This window comes from Gallaecimonas aegicerasi, from assembly GCF_045291545.1.
Taxonomy (GTDB): Bacteria; Pseudomonadota; Gammaproteobacteria; order Enterobacterales; family Gallaecimonadaceae; genus Gallaecimonas.
In genome coordinates this window covers 2,435,800-2,452,281 of the sequence record NZ_CP149514.1, presented here as the reverse complement: position 1 = coordinate 2,452,281, position 16,482 = coordinate 2,435,800, and the positions used below count along the sequence as shown (strand labels likewise).

The window sequence follows — 16,482 nt, the reverse complement described above, 5'->3', positions numbered from 1 at the left end:
AAAATGCTCCGGTGAACATCACCTAACTGTCATCAAATCTGCCTACGCTTTGCGCAGTTATTTTGGTTGATAACTTTTTTGGAGCGCACAATGAAAACTGCCCTGATTGCTATGACAACACTGTTGATGTCCGGCGCCGCTTTGGCTGGCCACAGTGTGAGCTATTCCAACACCCACTATTGCACGTTGGCCAGTCAGGGAGCTTACGGCCCCTACCTGCATGCCTATGCCGCTAAACTGGGTTATACCCCGAGCCACCAGGAATGCCTGCAACTGCGTGCACAGCCGCAGGTTGATACTGCCGGGCAGTGGCAATTTCGTGGTAACAAGCCGTACCCTCATTCTGTAAAGCGTTTGTCAGCGCAAACTGTTACCAAACTGAAAATCCTGAGCCCAGCCGAGCGTGCCAAGGCTCTGGCAGCAAACTAAGTTAGTCCGAACAACGCTTTGAGACGCGGCAGGTTAGCGACACCTGCCGCGTTTTTTTGTGGGTAATGCTGGCTGCTGGCATCGCGGCTGACCAGTGCCAGGTATTGGCGTTGCGCTTCACGTTCCAGGCGCAACTCCATGGTTTTGAGCTGTTCATAGCTGCTATTGCTCAGTTCGTTTTTAAGCTGTTGTCGCAGTTGGCGAAAGGGGGTGAGCCACTGGGCTTGCAGGCGTCGGCTCTCGGCTAATAGTGCCAGCCAGGTGGCTTGGGCCAGATACTGCTGTTCACTGTCCAGCCAGGCGGCCAGCAGATACAGATTGACATCCAGCTGGTGGCTTTGCTGCCAGGCCAGTAATTGCGACTCCTGGGCCGGGTAGTGGCTCAGGCAGTAATCCCAGAAGGTGTCACTCATGCCAGGCTGTCCTCAAAGTCGCTATTGAGTGCATCCAGTTGCTCGGTCAGTGCCATCCAGTCGCTTTCAACTTGTTCCAGCTCGGCGCGGCTGTCTCCCTGGCGTTTCAGCAAGGTTGTCAGTTCGGCTTTGTTGGCATTGTCGTAAAGCGCTGGGTCGGCCAGTTGCTGCTCAATATCTGCCAGAAGTGCTGACAGTGTCGTCATAGCCTGATCGAGCTTATCCAGCTGCTGTTTGAGTGGCCGGGTTTGCTGGCGATGCTGTGCTTCCAGGCGTTTTTTGTCCTTGCGTGATTGGGCGGAGTTATCTTTGGCCGACTCGCCACTGGCGGCAGGGGTTTTTTGCTGTTCGCTGAGCCAACGGTGATAGTCATCCAGATCGCCATCAAAGGGCGTAACAACCCCCTCGGCAACGCGCAAAAACTGGTCGGTGGTGGTGCGCAGCAGGTGGCGGTCATGGGAAACAATTACCATGGCCCCGTCAAAATCCTGCAATGCCAGTGTCAGCGCCTCGCGCATTTGCAGATCCAGGTGGTTGGTAGGCTCATCCAGCAGTAACAGGTTGGGTTTTTGCCAGACGATCAGCGCCAGAGCTAGGCGGGCTTTTTCACCACCGGAAAAGGGCGAGATGGGCTCCAGGGCTTTGTCGCCGCGAAAGTCAAAATGGCCCAGAAAATCTCTGAGCTGTTGCTCACGAACCTCTGGTGCCAAGCGTTGCAGGTGCAATAGTGCCGAGGCGTTGGCATCCAAGTGCTCCAGCTGGTGCTGGGCAAAATAGCCGATTTTCAGGCCCTGTGCGGGTACCAGTTCACCACTGCGGGCCGGCAACTCACCGGCCAGGCATTTGATCAGGGTCGACTTACCGGCGCCATTGGGGCCCAGCAAGCCGATCCGTTCACCTGGCTGCAAGCGTAGTTTTACGTTGCGCAGCACCGGTTCAGTGCCGTAGCCAAGGCTGACATCTTTGACTGCCAATAATGGCGACGGCAGCGCCTCGGCAGCGCTGAACTGGAAAGAAAACGGTGAGTCCACATGAGCAGCATGCAGCACTTCCATACGCTCCAGTGCCTTGATCCGGCTTTGCGCCTGGCGGGCTTTGGTGGCTTTAGCCTTGAAGCGGTCGATAAAACGCTGCAGGTGGGCGCGTTCACTCTGCTGTTTGTCATACAGCGCTTGTTGCTGAGACAGGCGGGCGGCTCGCTGGCGTTCAAAGCTCTCATAGTTGCCGCTGTAACTGTGCAACTGGCGGTTTTCTACCTGGCAGATATGGGTGACCACATCATCCAGAAAGTCCCGGTCATGGGAGATGAGCAGCAAGGTGCCCTGGTAGCGTGTCAGCCAGTCAGCCAGCCAGAATACGGCGTCTAGATCCAGGTGGTTGGTAGGCTCGTCCAGTAGCAGTAGATCGGAAGGGCATAGCAGTGCTTGCGCCAAATTCAGGCGCATCCGCCAGCCCCCGGAAAATGAGGATACCGGTCGCTGCTCGTCACCCGGCGCAAAGCCCAGGCCATGCAGCAGCGCCCCGGCACGGGCATGAATATGGTAGCCGCCGAGGGTTTCCAGCTCACCGAGCAAACGGGCAATGCGCTCACCTTGATCGGCGGCGCGGGCCGCGGCCAGCTCGGCTTCGACTTGCCGGTAGTGCTGGTCACCGTCGATGACATAATCGAGCGCCGTGCGTGCCAGTGCCGGGGTTTCCTGGCGAACAGATGCAATGGTCCAGTTTGCCGGCAGCGAAGCATTACCACCGTCCAAATCCAGTTCGCCGCGCAGCAGGGCAAACAGGGTGGATTTGCCACAGCCATTGGCGCCAACCAGGCCGACGCGCTGGCCGGTATGGACGGTAAGATTGGCGCCATCAAAGAGTTTCTGCCCGCCGCGGATTAACTGCAGGTCCTGAAGGTGTATCATGTGCGGTCACTATCTGCCGTGATGTCGGCATCCTACAAGGTTGGGAGTGAGTATGGCAAAGCGTCGTTTTATTGCCGGGGCCAAATGCCCGCAGTGCCAGGAACAAGACAGCATTGTGCTGATCATTGAAAACAACGTCGAGCGGGTGGAATGTGTGGCCTGCGATTATAAAGAAACCCAGGCCAGCCGTGATACGCAAACGGCGGCCAAAGGTGATAAAGAGCAGATCATCGGCCTGTTTAAGCCGCACTGATCAATAGTGCGGCGGTGGCGTTTCCTCGTGTTCACCGGCCACCTGGCTGCCTTGTACGCCTTTCATTTTGGTCACCAGAAACTGCAGTTGCTGGCGCTGTTTTTCCACCAGCTGCTGCAGTGCTGCCATCTCATCAGACAGTTCTTGCAAGGCCAATTCCTGAAACGCCAGGCGACTTTCCAGATCAGCTACGCGGTCACTCATTTCGGGGCCTCCAGCGGCCAGGCTTCAATCAGACCGGCGGAGCTTACCGAAAACACCTTATCGTTGGCAAAGCCAACACCATAGACCACAGCCGAGCGCGGCCGTAAATCATCATCAATACCGACCTGCCGCTGCCACAGACGCTTGCCGCTCGCCACGTCCCACAGCGTCAGTGCCCGGCCGGCGCCGCCGGTAATAAGCCTGCTGCCGTCACTGGAAAAGCGCGCGGAGGTAAACAACTCCTGCTTGGCCTTGGTGGCCAGCTGGCTGACTTTCTCACCGGTACGGATATCCCAGATAGCGGCTTGGTTACTGACGTCGTCCACCAACGCATAACGGCCATCATCGGTCATGGCGACCATGACCACACGGCCGGCGGCTGGAAAGCGGCGTATGACCTGCCCGGTTTTACTGCTCCACAACAAGGCCTGATGATCATTGCCCCCAGACAGCACATAAAAGCCGTTCTCGGACATGGCAATGCTGTTGACCTTGGCATGGTGGCCAAGAAAGGCAATTCGGCGCCCGGTTTTGCGGTTAACGTGCTCTACCACGCCGTCAGCTCGGGCGAAGGCGATAAAGTTACCGCCATTAGAAACGGCAACGTCACGCAGGGTTTGTATCTGGGTGGCACCGGGTTCATCCACCCGTGCTTTGCCCTGGTAATGACCCGCCAGCCAGTAACCCAGGTTTTCACCGGTGCTGACTTGCCACAGGGCGATGCGGGTTTGATCCGCGGTAACCAGATAATCGCCATTTTCACTGAAGCGCAGCAAACTGACTGGCAGCGGCGTGTCTGGCACCCGGTCATCGGGTTTAAAGCCGTCACGGCTAAGTGCGGCGCGGGAAGGGGCCTGAACATTCATCTGCAGGCGGTATTTGGGTTTGCCGGTACGCAAGTCAACAACAATAACACCTTGGTTATCGCTGCTGATCGCTGCCAGCGGCTGACCCTCGGCAACATCGCCAGCGAAAGCGCCATTAGCGGTGATGGCCCAGCGCTGTAATGGCGGAACATTCTCTGTGCAGCCAGCCAGGAATAAAATGGCAACAAAAAGGACTTTACGCATGGATTTAATAATGCCGGAATTTGTGTTTAGTATAGGGACTTTACCAAAAACAAGAGGGGATGCCCCCGGAAGCCTTCGGGAACCCCTGCCCTCAGAGGAGTAGTTATGAAGCCCTGGTTCAAGCTGGCTGTGATCCCTGCCCTGGTAATGGCAGTGACTGCGTGCCAACAAAAGGAAGATAAAGCCGATACGGCTGCCGCTGCGGCGCCGGTTAAGCTGGAAACACAGCAATCCAAACAGGCTTATGCAATTGGCGCCAGCATTGCTGAGTACATCAGCAAGACGATGGCCAAGCAGGAAGAGCTGGGTATCAAACTGGATAAAAAACTGGTTGTGGCCGGTTTTGAAGATGGCATCAATGGTAAGAACCAGCTCGATCAAGATACCGTAACCAAGGTACTGCAAGCACTGGACAAAGAAGCCTCTGAAAAATTGGCGGCTCAGAAAAAGGCCGAAGCCGAGAGCAATAAAGCCGCCGGTGAAAAGTACCTGGCTGAAAACGCCAAGAAACAGGGTGTGAAAGTTACTGACTCTGGCTTGCAATACGAAGTGCTCAAGCAAGGTGACGGCGATAAGCACCCGAAAGCCACTGACCGGGTTACTGTTAACTACGAAGGTCGCTTGATCCCTAAAGACGGTGAGAAAGAAGGCAAAATCTTTGACAGCTCCTACAAGCGTGGCGAGCCGATCACCTTCGCACTGAACCGCGTGATCCCGGGCTGGACCGAAGGTCTGCAACTGATGACCGTTGGTAGTAAGTACCGCTTCACCATTCCGGCGAAACTGGCTTATGGCGAACGCGATATGCAGACTATTCCGCCGAACTCCGTACTGGTGTTTGATGTGGAGCTGCTGGGTATCAACAAAGACGTCAAAAAAGATGATAGCGCTGACAAAACCACTGACAGCAAAGCTGCCGGTGACGACAAGAAGTAATCATTGCGCAATGACTAAAAACCCGGCCTGGTGCCGGGTTTTTTATTGCCATAACGAGGGCTTATGGCAACTGCAAAAATCTTTCTCAGTCGCAAATACAGTCCGGTGGTATACACTCGTTATGTTGGCTTGTTGCTGACAAGGAGTTGCGTGGGAATGACCAAACTACATACAACAGCGGCGGCTGTTTTGGCGCTGGGGATCTTTGCCGGGCTGGCGGCGTTAGGCTACCAACTGGCAGACACGGCGCTGGCCATCAAGAATATGGATCGTACTGTCGTGGTCAAAGGTCTGGCCGAAAAAGAGTTTCCCGCCGACGTGGTGATCTGGCCTATCAGCTTTTCAGTTGCTGGCAATGATCTCGCCAAGCTCTATGACAGTCTCGACAGTCAGGCTGGCCAGATCCGCACTTTTTTACAGCAGCATGGTATCAGCCAGGCCGATGTCACCCTGTCCGCCCCTGCGATAACCGATAAATCTGCCCAACAGTACAACAACAGCCGGGCTCAGTTTCGCTACACCGCCAACCAGACTGTGACGGTTTATTCCCATGATATAGCCGCGGTACGGCAGGTAATGAGCCAATTATCGTCGTTGGGTAAACAAGGCATTGTGCTGCAAGGCGGTTACCAGAGCCGGCCACAGTATTTATTCACTCGCTTGAACGAGGTCAAGCCAGCGATGATTGAGGAAGCCACCAAGAAAGCGCGTATGGTGGCACAGAAGTTTGCGGCAGACTCCGACAGCACCTTAGGCAAGATCAAGCGAGCATCCCAAGGGCAGTTCACGATCAGTAGCCGTGACAATAACAACCCGCAGATCAAAAAAGTGCGGGTGGTTTCGACGGTGGAATATTATCTGACAGATTAACCAGCAGATGTTGGCCTCAGAATGTTGTTTTTTTGTTAGTTGCGGTGGTTAAGAAGTCATTATTGTTGCCGATGCAGAGGCATGGTACGGAGCGGGCAGGGATCTGCCGGCGAAGGAGAGACAAGGCTATGAGTAGATCGTCAGAAGTGAGTTTTGGGGCTGAAGAATTAATCATTTCCAAGACCGATTTGAAAGGCAATATCACCTACGCCAACCGTATTTTTATGCGCGTATCCAACTTTGCCGAAAGTGAATTACTGGGTAAGCCTCATAATATTATCCGCCATCCAGATATGCCTAAAGGGGTTTTCTACGGTCTTTGGAAAACGCTCAAAGCTGGCGACGAATTTTTTGGTTTCGTCAAAAACTATACTGCGGATAAGAACTACTACTGGGTCTTTGCCAACGTCACTCCTGACAAGGTCGACAATAAACCCATTGGCTATTTCTCTGTGCGCCGTAACGCCCCCAGGATGGCCCTTGACTATGTCCAGACGTTGTACAGCAAAATGCTGGAAATAGAGCGCAGTGCAGCCAAAAGTGAAGCGGCGAAAAAGTCCTGGATGTGGTTGGAAGAGGAATTGCTTAAATCGAAAGGTTTGAGCTATGACAAAGCCATGCTGTGCTTATACCTGAGTCATCTGGATGAGGGAGTATAACGATGAATGTCAAGTCAAGTACCAGCCACACGAGTCGTCGTGTTCCTTTTCTGGATAAAAAGTTTCTCGTTTTCTGTGTGATCTTTGTGCTGCTGAACGTGGCTGTAGCCATTGAAAGTTTAGTCAGCGATGAGCTGCACTGGTTATCTTTGATTTCCCCGGTGTTGGCGTTGCTTTTTGCTACCTATGCCTATTGGGATCACACCAAACCTATCGACAAACTGGGCATTATTTATGACACCCTGCGTGAAGCGGTGAAAGGGCATACATCAGTCCGTATTACCGGTACTCGCGGCATGGGGGAAGTGGGTAAGGTGGCTTGGGCGGTCAATGACCTGCTGGATATTGTAGAAGCCAATTTTAAAGACACCTCTAACTGCTTTTTAAGAGCCAGTAAGAAAGAATTTTACCGCCGGGGTTTTTACCGGGGTCTGCCGGGTGAGTTTGGTGTCACCATGAAAAATATCAACCTAGCCTTAAAAGCTATGGAAGATGCGGCACTGTTTTCCCAGCAGAATCGATTATTAAGTGAGTTGCACCGCCTTAATACCGGTAACCTGCTGTCAAACCTGAAAACCAATCAGCAAGATCTGATGGTCCTGTCAGAAACCATGGATGATGTCTTGCACCTGGCAGAGAACAGCCGTAATGGCGCCATGCAAAGCCGTGATTCTGTCACGGAAATGAAGACCTCACTCAATGACATGAATACCCGTATGGGGAAAATGGGCGAAACCGCCAAAGCGCTGGATAAAGAAAGTGTCCGGATTGCAGAAACCATCCGTATCATTACCGAAATTGCCGAACAAACTAATTTATTGGCGTTAAATGCCGCTATTGAAGCCGCGCGGGCCGGTGATGTCGGGCGGGGTTTTGCTGTTGTTGCAGATGAAGTGCGGCAACTGGCCGATCGCACTCGCACCTCGACATCGGAAATCAGCGAGGTAGTGAATAATTTACGCCAGCGTATTGAGACCATGGTGTCACAGACCCTGACGGTTGGAGAGTACACCGAACAGGTGACATGTAATATCGATTCACTGGTGGGCAATGTCGAAGAAGCAGCCACCTCTGCAGAAAACACCATTGCCCATATGACCCAGGCCAAAGACAGCACCTTTGCCTCTTTGGTGAAAATGGATCACGTGGTGTATATGCAAAACGGCTATATCGCTCTGGATAAGGGCAAAGATTGTCAGGAAAAAGATCTGGTTCAGGTCGACCATCATAACTGTCGCTTGGGCAAGTGGTACTACGAAGGCAAAGGCCTGGAGACTTTCAACCATCTGCCATCCTATAAGCGGCTGGAAACACCGCACCGGGCCGTGCATTCCGGCGTGCACAAAGCACTGGATTTGGTTAGCCGCGACTGGCTGCATGACGATGATATCCTCACCCGATTGGTTCGGGAGATGGAAAAGGCTGAACAAGCCAGCAGTGAAGTTATTGAAATCATTGGCGAGATGCAGCGTCAGAAATACAATGGCTGAACAGTGCAAGACTTAAGGGCCTGTTAAGGCAGGCCCGGCAGTCTCATCCTTTTTGCTATCAGAGTGTACTATGTTCAAGCCTTTACTGGCCGGCCTGCTGCTGGCGTTCACTTCTCTTGCCTGTCAGGCCAAAACTACCACTGAAAGTGCTGGTGATATTCTGCGTTTCGCCATTCCTGCAGCGGCAGTCGGCACCACTTTGTTAAAAGAGCAGGGTAATGAAGGGCTGATCCAGTTCTCCAAGGCACTGGTGGCGTCGCAATTGGCCACCCTGGCGTTGAAAAAGAGCATTAACAAGCGTCGCCCCAATGGCAAATGCTGTGATGCTTTCCCGTCAGGTCACAGTTCGATGGCGTTTATGGGCGCGGCCTATCTGCAGCAGCGTTATGGCTGGCGATATGGCCTGCCGGCTTACTTGGCCGCCAGTTATGTCGGTTATACCCGAGTGCAGAGTAAACAACACGATACCAGCGATGTGCTGGCTGGCGCCGCTATCGGGGTGCTGTCGAGTTACTACTTTACGACCAGCTACAAAGGTTTCACGGTAACCCCCGTGGCCGGCTCTCACTACATGGGTTTATCCGTCAGCGGTAAATTCTAAAGGTGACGACGGACAGCGGGCATGCTATCAACAAGGGTATGTCTTTTAAGAGATAACCCTGATGCCCGTTACACCTCTGTATGCAGCCCTGTTAGGGCTTATTTATCTTGTCTTGAGTTTCCGCACTATTGGTCATCGTCGTCGTGCGCAGGTGGGGATCGGTGATGGCGGTGACCAGTCTTTAGCACGAGCCATTCGTGTACATGGCAATTTTGCTGAATATGTACCGATGACACTGCTATTGATGATGCTGCTTGAGGCCATGACCGGGCCGGTCATGGCGCTGCATATTCCCGGTTTGTTATTGTTGCTGGGGCGTTGCCTGCATGCTTTTGGGGTCAGCCACCAGCAGGAAAATCTGCGCTTTCGGGTACTGGGGATGCTGATGACATTCAGTGCCATACTGATCCTTTCTCTGGCTATTCTCTGGCGTTATATCGCTTAAACCTGTTGCCGGATGTGCTTGAGGCTAGGGCTCAGCGAAGCCTTAGCGGCCGAGAAAATAAAACACCGGCGCGCCAGCGCCGGTGTCCCAGTAAAAGCCGCCAATCAAACCGTTGCCGATTTTGCCTTTGCGTCCAGTTCCTCTAACAACGTGCTGAGATCCTTGAGTGTTTTTGCAATGTCATCACCAACAAGGTGAGGCTCAACGATCTGCATGGCTTCTTCTGCCGAAGAAGCTGCCAGGGCATGCTTGGCAATACTAGTGGTCAGCGCTTGGCGCAGCAGGTAGTTACGCTGCTGGGCAGCAACGGCATCCTGCATTGCCAGTACCACTGACTGTACCAAGGCCTGACGAGCCAGCCCCGCAGTGAAACTGGCGGTGTCACTGCTGCTGAACGCATTAAGGGCTTTAACTGCGTCAAGGATCTGGTCGTTTATAGACGTCGTATCACTCATATCGGAGCCTGTTATTTCTGGTGACTATTGTCACCGGTCAGGGCATGAACGCAGCGCGTCAGTATGGCCATTCCCAGCTCGTTGGTTTGCTGTTGGTTGGAAACCGAGTTTTGCATACTCAGCGAGATGGCTTGCGCTGTGCTTTGATAAATCACACTCATGGCCTGGCCCGGTGAGGAGCCAACCACAGAGATATTGGTTTGGGTAATTGCATCGGTGATCTGACCGTTGACGGGTGTTGGAATTGCCATTTCTCGTTCCTTGCTTAGGGGTTAAGTATTGGACAGGGCTATGGGCAGCCTTATCCATCCGTTACTGGTGATTTGCTGCCGTTTCTGCCTGTATGGCCTGTGCTTCTGCTTGCATTGCTTGTGCCTCTGCCTGCATAGCGAGCACTTCATTACTTGCCGTTGGCTCAGGGCTTGTCAGTTGGCGCTCGGCTTCAACCATGGCGGATTCCGCGTCGTGTGTCGTAGCCTCTGGTGTGTGCGGCTGTTCCGCTGGGGGCGTCTCGGGCGTTGTCATGGGGTTTCATCCTGTACGTTACCGGGATATTGCTGAGCGGTTTGGGGGGCAATGCCGAGCAGCAAGGTTACGGCCTCTGTGGTTGTGGCCTGCGCTGCAATATTCTGCTGTTGCTGGGCTGACACGGCATTGTGTGCACTCTGGCCAAGGGCATTACTAAGCGAGTGGTAATAAGAGGCCAGTGCCTGAGCCGGTGATTCAGCGATGGTGCTAAAATCAGATGATACTGTTGTATCAGTATCTGTTGCCGGTGTTTCCTGAGGCATAGCAGTTCCTTGCGATGACAAGCACTTTGAAATAGACAATAGCTCGTTTATCACCCATTTGGAAACTCATTTGCTGTCATAATGCTGCTGGTGGTTGCATATTAGGCATCATTGCGCCGGGCAGGTAGCCAGAAGGCATAAAAAAAGCACCCTGCGGGTGCCTTTCACAACGGTTTCATGCCAGCTCAGGCTGTTGTTGCTTGATGTTGATGTAAAGTGGCGATCAGTTTGTCTTCTAACTCGAAGCGCTGTTCCAGTGCTTCGCCCAGTTTCGACAGATCAGCATCCAGTTCCAGCAGGCTGTCGTCGCTTTGCAGTTCGGCGTAACGGTCATTAAAGCGCAATACCTGCTGGGTGGTTTCGGCAATGTGCGGGTATAAGCGCTGGGTTTGGGCCAAACAATTACCACCATGGCGCTCGCAGCCAGAGACTATGCGTTCATAGACCTCGAAGTGGCCGGCAGAGACATAATCCATCAGCAGATCCGAAAATTCAGCCACCCGCTCTGCTTCCGGCAAGGTTGCGCGGCCGCTGGGGGCATTGGTAGCCAGCGCCCAGTAACTGACTAACAGTTGCCGGCGGCTTGTCAGCCAACGGTCAATAATGTCGCTGCTACCACCCCATTTTTGTTTGGCTTGTTCCAGTTGGGTGAACATAATGGTCTCCCTTGTTTCGGGCCGGTTAGGCAAACAACTGCCGTGTCTACCCCTATATTCAGATCAAAAGGGGGGGCAGGATCAACTCTTTTCCGCAAGGAGCTCAAGATGTCGGAGCTGTATCAAAAGGTATCAACGCTGCCAGAACAGGCGATCAGGCTGATTGTTCGGGGTGAACAGATTTTGCTCAATGACCAGGGGCAGCTGCATTTGCCGCCACTGGATGAGTGGGATGAACACAGTACTGCGGTAAGAGTTGGGGAGCTTAATGGCCAAACGGCCTGGCTGCTGGAGTGGCATGACTGGCATCAGGCACCACCGGTGGGGGAATTTACCAGCCTGCGGCAATTGATGAACGAGCCTGAGCACTTTCAACTGGCTGGCCGGGCTTTGCAGTTGTCGCTGTTTTTTCGCACCCACCGTTTTTGTGGCCAGTGCGGGGCGCGTATGCGAGTGGTGCAGGAAGAAATTGCCTGTCACTGTGACCAGTGCCAGCACCGGGCCTATCCCCGCTTGTCACCGTCCATGATTGTCGCTGTCAAAAAAGGCCGACAGCTGTTACTGGGGCACTCTCAGCGCCACCGCAATGGTGTCTATTCAACCCTGGCTGGCTTTACCGAGCCGGGAGAGTCCATGGAAGAAACGGTACGGCGCGAAGTCATGGAAGAAACGGCCATTAGCGTCAGCAATGTGCGCTATCACTGTTCGCAGAACTGGCCTTTTCCGCATTCAATGATGATTGGCTTTATTGCCGATTATGCCGGTGGTGAGATAGCTATCGATACCAACGAGCTACTGGATGCACAATGGTTTGATATTGACGATCTGCCACCGATCCCGACCCAGGGGACTATTGCCCGTACCCTGCTGGACGCGGCCATCGCCGAGATCCGTGCAGAGCTGGATTGATGTGGAACAGTCTTTGCCCGGCAACACCTGATACAATGCCGGCACTTTTTATTGTCAGGGGAATTGCACCGCCATGTCAGCGCTGAAAAACGACCGCTACCTCAAAGCTTTGCTGCGCCAACCGGTGGATCAGACACCGGTCTGGATGATGCGTCAGGCCGGCCGTTACCTGCCCGAGTATAAAGCCACCCGAGCGCAGGCGGGCAGCTTCATGGACCTGTGCAAAAATACCGAGCTGGCCTGTGAAGTCACCTTGCAGCCGTTGCGTCGCTTTGCGCTGGATGCGGCGATTTTATTCTCTGACATTCTGACCATCCCTGATGCCATGGGGCTGGGTCTGTACTTTGAGACCGGTGAAGGGCCGAAATTTCAGCGCCCTATTACCTGCGCGGCTGATGTCGCCGCCTTGCCGGTACCCGATCCTGAGCTGGAGCTGGGTTATGTGACTGATGCCGTGCGGGCCATTCGTCGTGCACTGGACGGCCAGGTACCGTTGATTGGTTTTTCCGGCAGCCCCTGGACGCTGGCCACCTATATGGTGGAAGGCGGTTCCAGCAAGGCCTTTACCAAGATCAAAAAATTACTGTTCAGTGAGCCGGCGGTTGCGCACGCCATGCTCGACAAACTGGCTGACGCGGTGATCCTTTATCTTAATGCCCAGATCAAAGCCGGTGCCCAGGCGGTGCAGATTTTTGATACCTGGGGTGGCGTCCTTTCTGGCCCGGCATACCAGGAATTTTCGCTGCGTTACATGCATAAGATTGTCGATGGGCTTATCCGCGAACATGACGGCCGCCAGGTGCCGGTGGTGTTGTTCACCAAAGGTGGTGGCTTATGGCTGGAAGATATTGCTGCTACCGGCTGTGATGGCGTTGGCCTGGACTGGACTGTCGACATGGCGGATGCCCGGCGCCGTATCGGTGACAAAGTGGCGCTTCAGGGCAATATGGACCCAAGTATGCTCTACGCACCCGCCGCGGCGATTGAAACGGAAGTGGCGCGCATTCTCGCTGGCTTTGGCCATGGCAGTGGCCATGTCTTTAACCTGGGCCACGGTATTCACCCGGATGTGGACCCTGCTCATGCCGGTGTATTTATCGATGCTGTCGGGCGTTTATCCCGTCCGTATCACCGTTAAAACAGCCCCGCTTCGGCGGGGTTTTTTTTATGGGCTTTGCGGGGTAAACACCAACTTGCCTTGTTGTACTGCCATGTTCACGGGAACCTGAGCCCAGGGGCTGTCGCTAGGCAGGCGATAGATCGGATGCTGGTCAAGGTAGCCGGTCAGCCAGTGGCGTAGGCTGGCGGCGTTGGGACCCAGTTTGCCGCCGTAGCCCAGTACATCCGCGCGGGCATCGAGGATCTTGAGGTCGCGCAAATAAACAGCCTTACCTTCCAGTGACGGGCGGCCCTGAATATCCAGCTTCAGTGATACGGGGACCATTTTCAGCAGGCCGCTGAGTGATGCCGCGCCTGCCAGTTTGAGCCTGGCCTGGTTGTCCTGCAGCGTCAGTTGCACATCATCGATGTGGGTATTAAGGCCAATATGCTGGCCCAGGTCCTGGCTCCAATTCCCCAGGCGTTGGTTCAGGCGCTGGGTCAATTCCTGCTGCGTCAGGCTGTAGCTGACCAGCTGGCTGAGCTGAGCACAGCCGCTGAGGATGAGGGCAGCACACAGCAGGGTTAAACGACGTTTCATAGGCCGGGCTCCTTGGTTTTGCCGGCCAGCATAACCGTTACTGGCCGGGCAGGCTACGGTGCCGCCGGTACTGACTGGGGTTACAGCCAGTCGCTGCTTTAAAACGGCGGTTAAAGTGCGACAAGCTCAAATAGCCCAGTTCAAAAGCAATATCGGTAATACTGCGCTGGCCTTCTGTCAGCCACTGCTGAGCCAGCGCCAACCGTCGCTGCTGTTGGTATTCACCGGGGGTCACCCCCAGCTCCTGTTTAAACAAGCGGTATAGCTGAGCCTTGGAGATACAGGCCTGGGTACTGACCCAATCCATATTCAGTGGCTGTGACAAGCGCTGGGCAATGGCCTCCATGGCGGCCAACAGGCCGTGATGAATATGGCCGCGTTGCAGTGACGAGAGCAACAGTTCCCGGCTTTGCTGGCGCAACAGCCGCATCACCAGCTCGGTCAGTTGCAGGTCAATCAACAGTTCTCGTTCAGGCTGAGGCTCAATGAAACTGTGCACCAGCCGTTCCAGTAAACGTTGCGTATCGTGGCTGTGGCGACAATGCACGGCATGTGGGTTGTACTGATAGGGGGCAAATGCCCGCGGCTGCTGATTGAGCCGGTCAGCGACTGCCTGAATGCGTTGTGGGCTGATATCAATGGCGATGCAGGTGGTCGGGGTATCGGGGCGGGCGTCGGGAAAATCAATGTACACCGGCTGGCCGGGGGCCAGTACAAAGGATTCACTGGGCAGGAAAAGCTCTGGGGTGTCAGTCACGCCGTGCATTCTTTTGGTGCCAGAGAGCATGGCGCAATACAGCACGTTGTCTGAACGCAAGGCCACCTGTTCGGCCGGTTCGTAAGTATCGTAGACCGCCAGCTCCACTTCTGAGCCGTGAAAGCGCAGGCGGTTTTCCACGGCTTCGCGGCGTCTGGCCTGCATATTGAGCCGCTGTAGCATTTGCATGGCGATCTCCTTGGCAAGAAATTCACCTTAACCAGAACGTCAAGGTCAACTGGCCCGATGAGTTTGTCAGTCAAGCGGTTGCCACCCTCAGGCAAGAGGTGCGTCGAGCCTCGGTTGATAGTAGTGCAGAGATCAATAAAAAGCAGAGGAAAGCAGCATGATTTACGCACAACCGGGCCAGCCTGAAGCGCTGGTTAACTTCAAAGCAAAGTATGACAACTTCATCGGCGGCCAGTGGCGGCCACCGGTAGCTGGCCGTTATATGGATAACGTCACTCCAGTTACCGGACAGGTGTTCTGCCAGGTACCGCGTAGCAATGCCGATGACATTAACCTGGCGCTTGATGCCGCCCATAAGGCGGCGCCAGCCTGGGGCCTGACGTCAGTAACAGAGCGCTCTAACCTGTTACTGAAAATTGCCGACCGTATTGAGCAGAACATCGAAATGCTGGCGGTCGCTGAAACCTGGGACAACGGTAAGTCAGTGCGGGAAACGGTCAACGCCGATGTGCCGCTGGTGGTGGATCATTTCCGCTATTACGCTGGCTGCATCCGTGCCCAGGAAGGCAGTATCAGCGAAATTGATCACAACACTGTGGCCTATCACTACCACGAACCCTATGGCGTGGTGGGCCAGATCATTCCCTGGAACTTCCCGCTATTGATGGCGGCCTGGAAACTGGCGCCAGCACTGGCGGCCGGTAACTGTGTGGTACTCAAACCTGCTGAGCAAACCCCGGCTTCCATTTGTGTGCTGATGGAGCTGATTGGCGACCTGTTGCCCCCAGGGGTGGTGAATGTTGTTCATGGCCTTGGTGGTGAGGCCGGGGAAGCTCTGGCCAGCTCTGAGCGCATAGCCAAAATAGCCTTTACCGGTTCGACCCCGGTGGGCTCCAAAATTATGGCCAATGCCGCCAAACGGCTGATCCCGGCGACGCTTGAGCTGGGCGGTAAATCCCCCAATCTGTATTTTGAAGATGTCATGGACCACGGCGAAGACTACCTCAACAAATGCATTGAGGGCCTGCTGATGACGTTCTTTAATCAGGGTGAAGTCTGTACCTGCCCGTCGCGGGCGCTGATCCACGAGTCCATTTATGACGCCTTCATGGAAAAAGCGCTGGCGCGAGCCAAACAAATCAAGCAAGGCAACCCGCTGGATACCGACACCATGATCGGTGCCCAGGCATCGCAGCAGCAACTGGATAAGATCCTCTCCTACATGGATATTGGCCGCCAGGAAGGGGTTGAGGTGCTGCTCGGTGGTGAGCGAGCGCAGTTAGGCGGTGAGTTGGGCAGTGGTTTTTATGTGCAGCCGACCATGCTCAAAGGCAACAACAGCATGCGGGTTTTTCAGGAGGAGATCTTTGGCCCGACGCTGGCCATTACCACCTTCAAGGATGAAGCCGAAGCGCTGGCGATTGCCAATGACACCAGCTTTGGCCTTGGAGCCGGTGTCTGGACCATGGATGCTAACCGTGCTTATCGGCTGGGCCGTGGTATTCAGGCCGGCCGGGTATGGACCAACTGTTATCACCTGTACCCGGCGCACGCCGCTTTCGGTGGCTACAAGCGTTCCGGTATTGGCCGGGAAACCCACAAGATGATGCTGGACCATTACCAGCAAACCAAGTGTGTGCTGCAGAGCTTTGATCAGAAGCCGTTAGGTTTCTTCTAAAAGCTCTCTGTGTTTTGGCGCCACAGTGGTGGCGCCTTTTTTCTTTTATCCGGGTCATTTCACATCGA

General features: G+C 54.5%; 21 protein-coding genes and 1 pseudogene. 11 read left to right on the top strand and 11 right to left on the bottom strand.

Going from position 1 to position 16,482, the window contains the following annotated elements; translation table 11 throughout:
- The first annotated feature begins 90 nt into the window (after positions 1–90).
- Positions 91–429, top strand: coding sequence for a hypothetical protein (locus WDB70_RS12090; RefSeq protein ID WP_406664674.1), 339 nt, complete (start codon positions 91–93; stop codon positions 427–429).
- On the opposite strand, the gene WDB70_RS12085 is transcribed toward WDB70_RS12090, so the two are convergent.
- Positions 426–842 (bottom strand): TIGR02444 family protein, encoded by a 417-nt coding sequence (locus tag WDB70_RS12085; protein ID WP_406664672.1) that lies wholly within the window; start codon positions 840–842, stop codon positions 426–428. The two genes, WDB70_RS12090 and WDB70_RS12085, sit on opposite strands and share 4 nt — an antisense overlap.
- Positions 839–2,752: a ribosomal protection-like ABC-F family protein gene (abc-f, locus tag WDB70_RS12080; protein ID WP_406664670.1), complete on the bottom strand. Its 1,914-nt coding sequence runs from the start codon at positions 2,750–2,752 to the stop codon at positions 839–841. Before abc-f ends, WDB70_RS12085 begins: the two co-directional genes overlap by 4 nt.
- 52 nt (positions 2,753–2,804) lie before the next feature.
- On the opposite strand from abc-f, the gene WDB70_RS12075 reads away from it, so the two are divergent.
- Positions 2,805–3,005 (top strand): YheV family putative zinc ribbon protein, encoded by a 201-nt coding sequence (locus tag WDB70_RS12075; protein ID WP_406664668.1) that lies wholly within the window; start codon positions 2,805–2,807, stop codon positions 3,003–3,005.
- Here the strand turns inward: WDB70_RS12075 and WDB70_RS12070 are convergent, their stop codons facing one another.
- Together WDB70_RS12070 and WDB70_RS12065 are read right to left on the bottom strand one after the other, a co-directional pair.
- Positions 3,006–3,209: a SlyX family protein gene (locus WDB70_RS12070; protein ID WP_406664666.1), complete on the bottom strand. Its 204-nt coding sequence runs from the start codon at positions 3,207–3,209 to the stop codon at positions 3,006–3,008. It abuts the gene before it with no gap.
- Complete coding sequence (locus WDB70_RS12065; RefSeq protein ID WP_406664664.1) at positions 3,206–4,279, bottom strand: WD40 repeat domain-containing protein; 1,074 nt, start codon at positions 4,277–4,279, stop codon at positions 3,206–3,208. The genes WDB70_RS12070 and WDB70_RS12065 overlap by 4 nt, the downstream gene beginning before the upstream one ends.
- A 105-nt stretch (positions 4,280–4,384) precedes the next feature.
- On the opposite strand from WDB70_RS12065, the gene fkpA reads away from it, so the two are divergent.
- From fkpA to WDB70_RS12035, 6 genes and pseudogenes are all read left to right on the top strand, one after another.
- Positions 4,385–5,215, top strand: a complete 831-nt coding sequence (gene fkpA / locus WDB70_RS12060; protein WP_406664662.1) for an FKBP-type peptidyl-prolyl cis-trans isomerase — start codon at positions 4,385–4,387, stop codon at positions 5,213–5,215.
- Between the two features lie 156 nt (positions 5,216–5,371).
- Positions 5,372–6,085, top strand: a complete 714-nt coding sequence (locus WDB70_RS12055; RefSeq protein WP_406664660.1) for an SIMPL domain-containing protein — start codon at positions 5,372–5,374, stop codon at positions 6,083–6,085.
- 128 nt (positions 6,086–6,213) lie between these two features.
- Entirely contained in the window at positions 6,214–6,744 is a 531-nt protein-coding gene (locus WDB70_RS12050; RefSeq protein WP_406664658.1) for a PAS domain-containing protein, read from the top strand.
- Positions 6,745–7,436: 692 nt separating this feature from the next.
- Positions 7,437–8,036 (top strand): annotated as a pseudogene (locus tag WDB70_RS12045) (methyl-accepting chemotaxis protein); the annotation flags it as partial.
- A gap of 268 nt (positions 8,037–8,304) precedes the next feature.
- The gene (locus WDB70_RS12040) at positions 8,305–8,835 is read left to right on the top strand and encodes a phosphatase PAP2 family protein (RefSeq protein WP_406664656.1); all 531 of its coding nucleotides are present in this window, start codon (positions 8,305–8,307) and stop codon (positions 8,833–8,835) included.
- A 61-nt stretch (positions 8,836–8,896) separates the two neighbouring features.
- Positions 8,897–9,280 carry an MAPEG family protein gene (locus tag WDB70_RS12035; RefSeq protein WP_406664654.1) on the top strand — a complete coding sequence of 128 codons (384 nt, stop codon included), beginning with the start codon at positions 8,897–8,899 and terminating at the stop codon, positions 9,278–9,280.
- Positions 9,281–9,384: 104 nt separating this feature from the next.
- Here WDB70_RS12035 and WDB70_RS12030 read toward each other — a convergent pair whose 3' ends face one another.
- The 5 genes from WDB70_RS12030 to rsd all read right to left on the bottom strand — a co-directional run bounded on the left by WDB70_RS12030 (position 9,385) and on the right by rsd (position 11,182).
- Entirely contained in the window at positions 9,385–9,735 is a 351-nt protein-coding gene (locus tag WDB70_RS12030) for a hypothetical protein (RefSeq protein WP_406664652.1), read from the bottom strand.
- An 11-nt stretch (positions 9,736–9,746) separates the two neighbouring features.
- Entirely contained in the window at positions 9,747–9,986 is a 240-nt protein-coding gene (locus tag WDB70_RS12025; protein ID WP_406664651.1) for a RebB family R body protein, read from the bottom strand.
- A 61-nt stretch (positions 9,987–10,047) separates the two neighbouring features.
- Positions 10,048–10,260 carry a hypothetical protein gene (locus WDB70_RS12020; RefSeq protein WP_406664649.1) on the bottom strand — a complete coding sequence of 71 codons (213 nt, stop codon included), beginning with the start codon at positions 10,258–10,260 and terminating at the stop codon, positions 10,048–10,050.
- Entirely contained in the window at positions 10,257–10,526 is a 270-nt protein-coding gene (locus tag WDB70_RS12015; RefSeq protein ID WP_406664647.1) for a RebB family R body protein, read from the bottom strand. The genes WDB70_RS12020 and WDB70_RS12015 overlap by 4 nt, the downstream gene beginning before the upstream one ends.
- 185 nt (positions 10,527–10,711) lie before the next feature.
- The gene (rsd, locus tag WDB70_RS12010; protein ID WP_406664646.1) at positions 10,712–11,182 is read right to left on the bottom strand and encodes a sigma D regulator; all 471 of its coding nucleotides are present in this window, start codon (positions 11,180–11,182) and stop codon (positions 10,712–10,714) included.
- 108 nt (positions 11,183–11,290) lie between these two features.
- Here rsd and nudC point away from each other — a divergent pair, with 108 nt between their 5' ends.
- Together nudC and hemE are read left to right on the top strand one after the other, a co-directional pair.
- Positions 11,291–12,091: an NAD(+) diphosphatase gene (gene nudC / locus WDB70_RS12005; protein WP_406664644.1), complete on the top strand. Its 801-nt coding sequence runs from the start codon at positions 11,291–11,293 to the stop codon at positions 12,089–12,091.
- A 73-nt stretch (positions 12,092–12,164) separates the two neighbouring features.
- Positions 12,165–13,229 carry a uroporphyrinogen decarboxylase gene (hemE, locus tag WDB70_RS12000; RefSeq protein ID WP_406664642.1) on the top strand — a complete coding sequence of 355 codons (1,065 nt, stop codon included), beginning with the start codon at positions 12,165–12,167 and terminating at the stop codon, positions 13,227–13,229.
- A 27-nt stretch (positions 13,230–13,256) separates the two neighbouring features.
- On the opposite strand, the gene WDB70_RS11995 is transcribed toward hemE, so the two are convergent.
- On the bottom strand, positions 13,257–13,790 hold the full coding sequence (locus WDB70_RS11995; RefSeq protein ID WP_406664640.1) for a DUF1439 domain-containing protein: 534 nt from the start codon (positions 13,788–13,790) through the stop codon (positions 13,257–13,259).
- 37 nt (positions 13,791–13,827) lie between these two features.
- Positions 13,828–14,736, bottom strand: a complete 909-nt coding sequence (locus WDB70_RS11990) for a helix-turn-helix domain-containing protein (RefSeq protein WP_406664638.1) — start codon at positions 14,734–14,736, stop codon at positions 13,828–13,830.
- 157 nt (positions 14,737–14,893) lie between these two features.
- Between WDB70_RS11990 and WDB70_RS11985 the strand changes: the two genes are divergently transcribed.
- A complete protein-coding gene (locus tag WDB70_RS11985; protein WP_406664636.1) occupies positions 14,894–16,414 on the top strand; it encodes an aldehyde dehydrogenase family protein in 1,521 nt (506 codons plus the stop codon).
- The last annotated feature ends 68 nt before the right edge of the window (positions 16,415–16,482 follow it).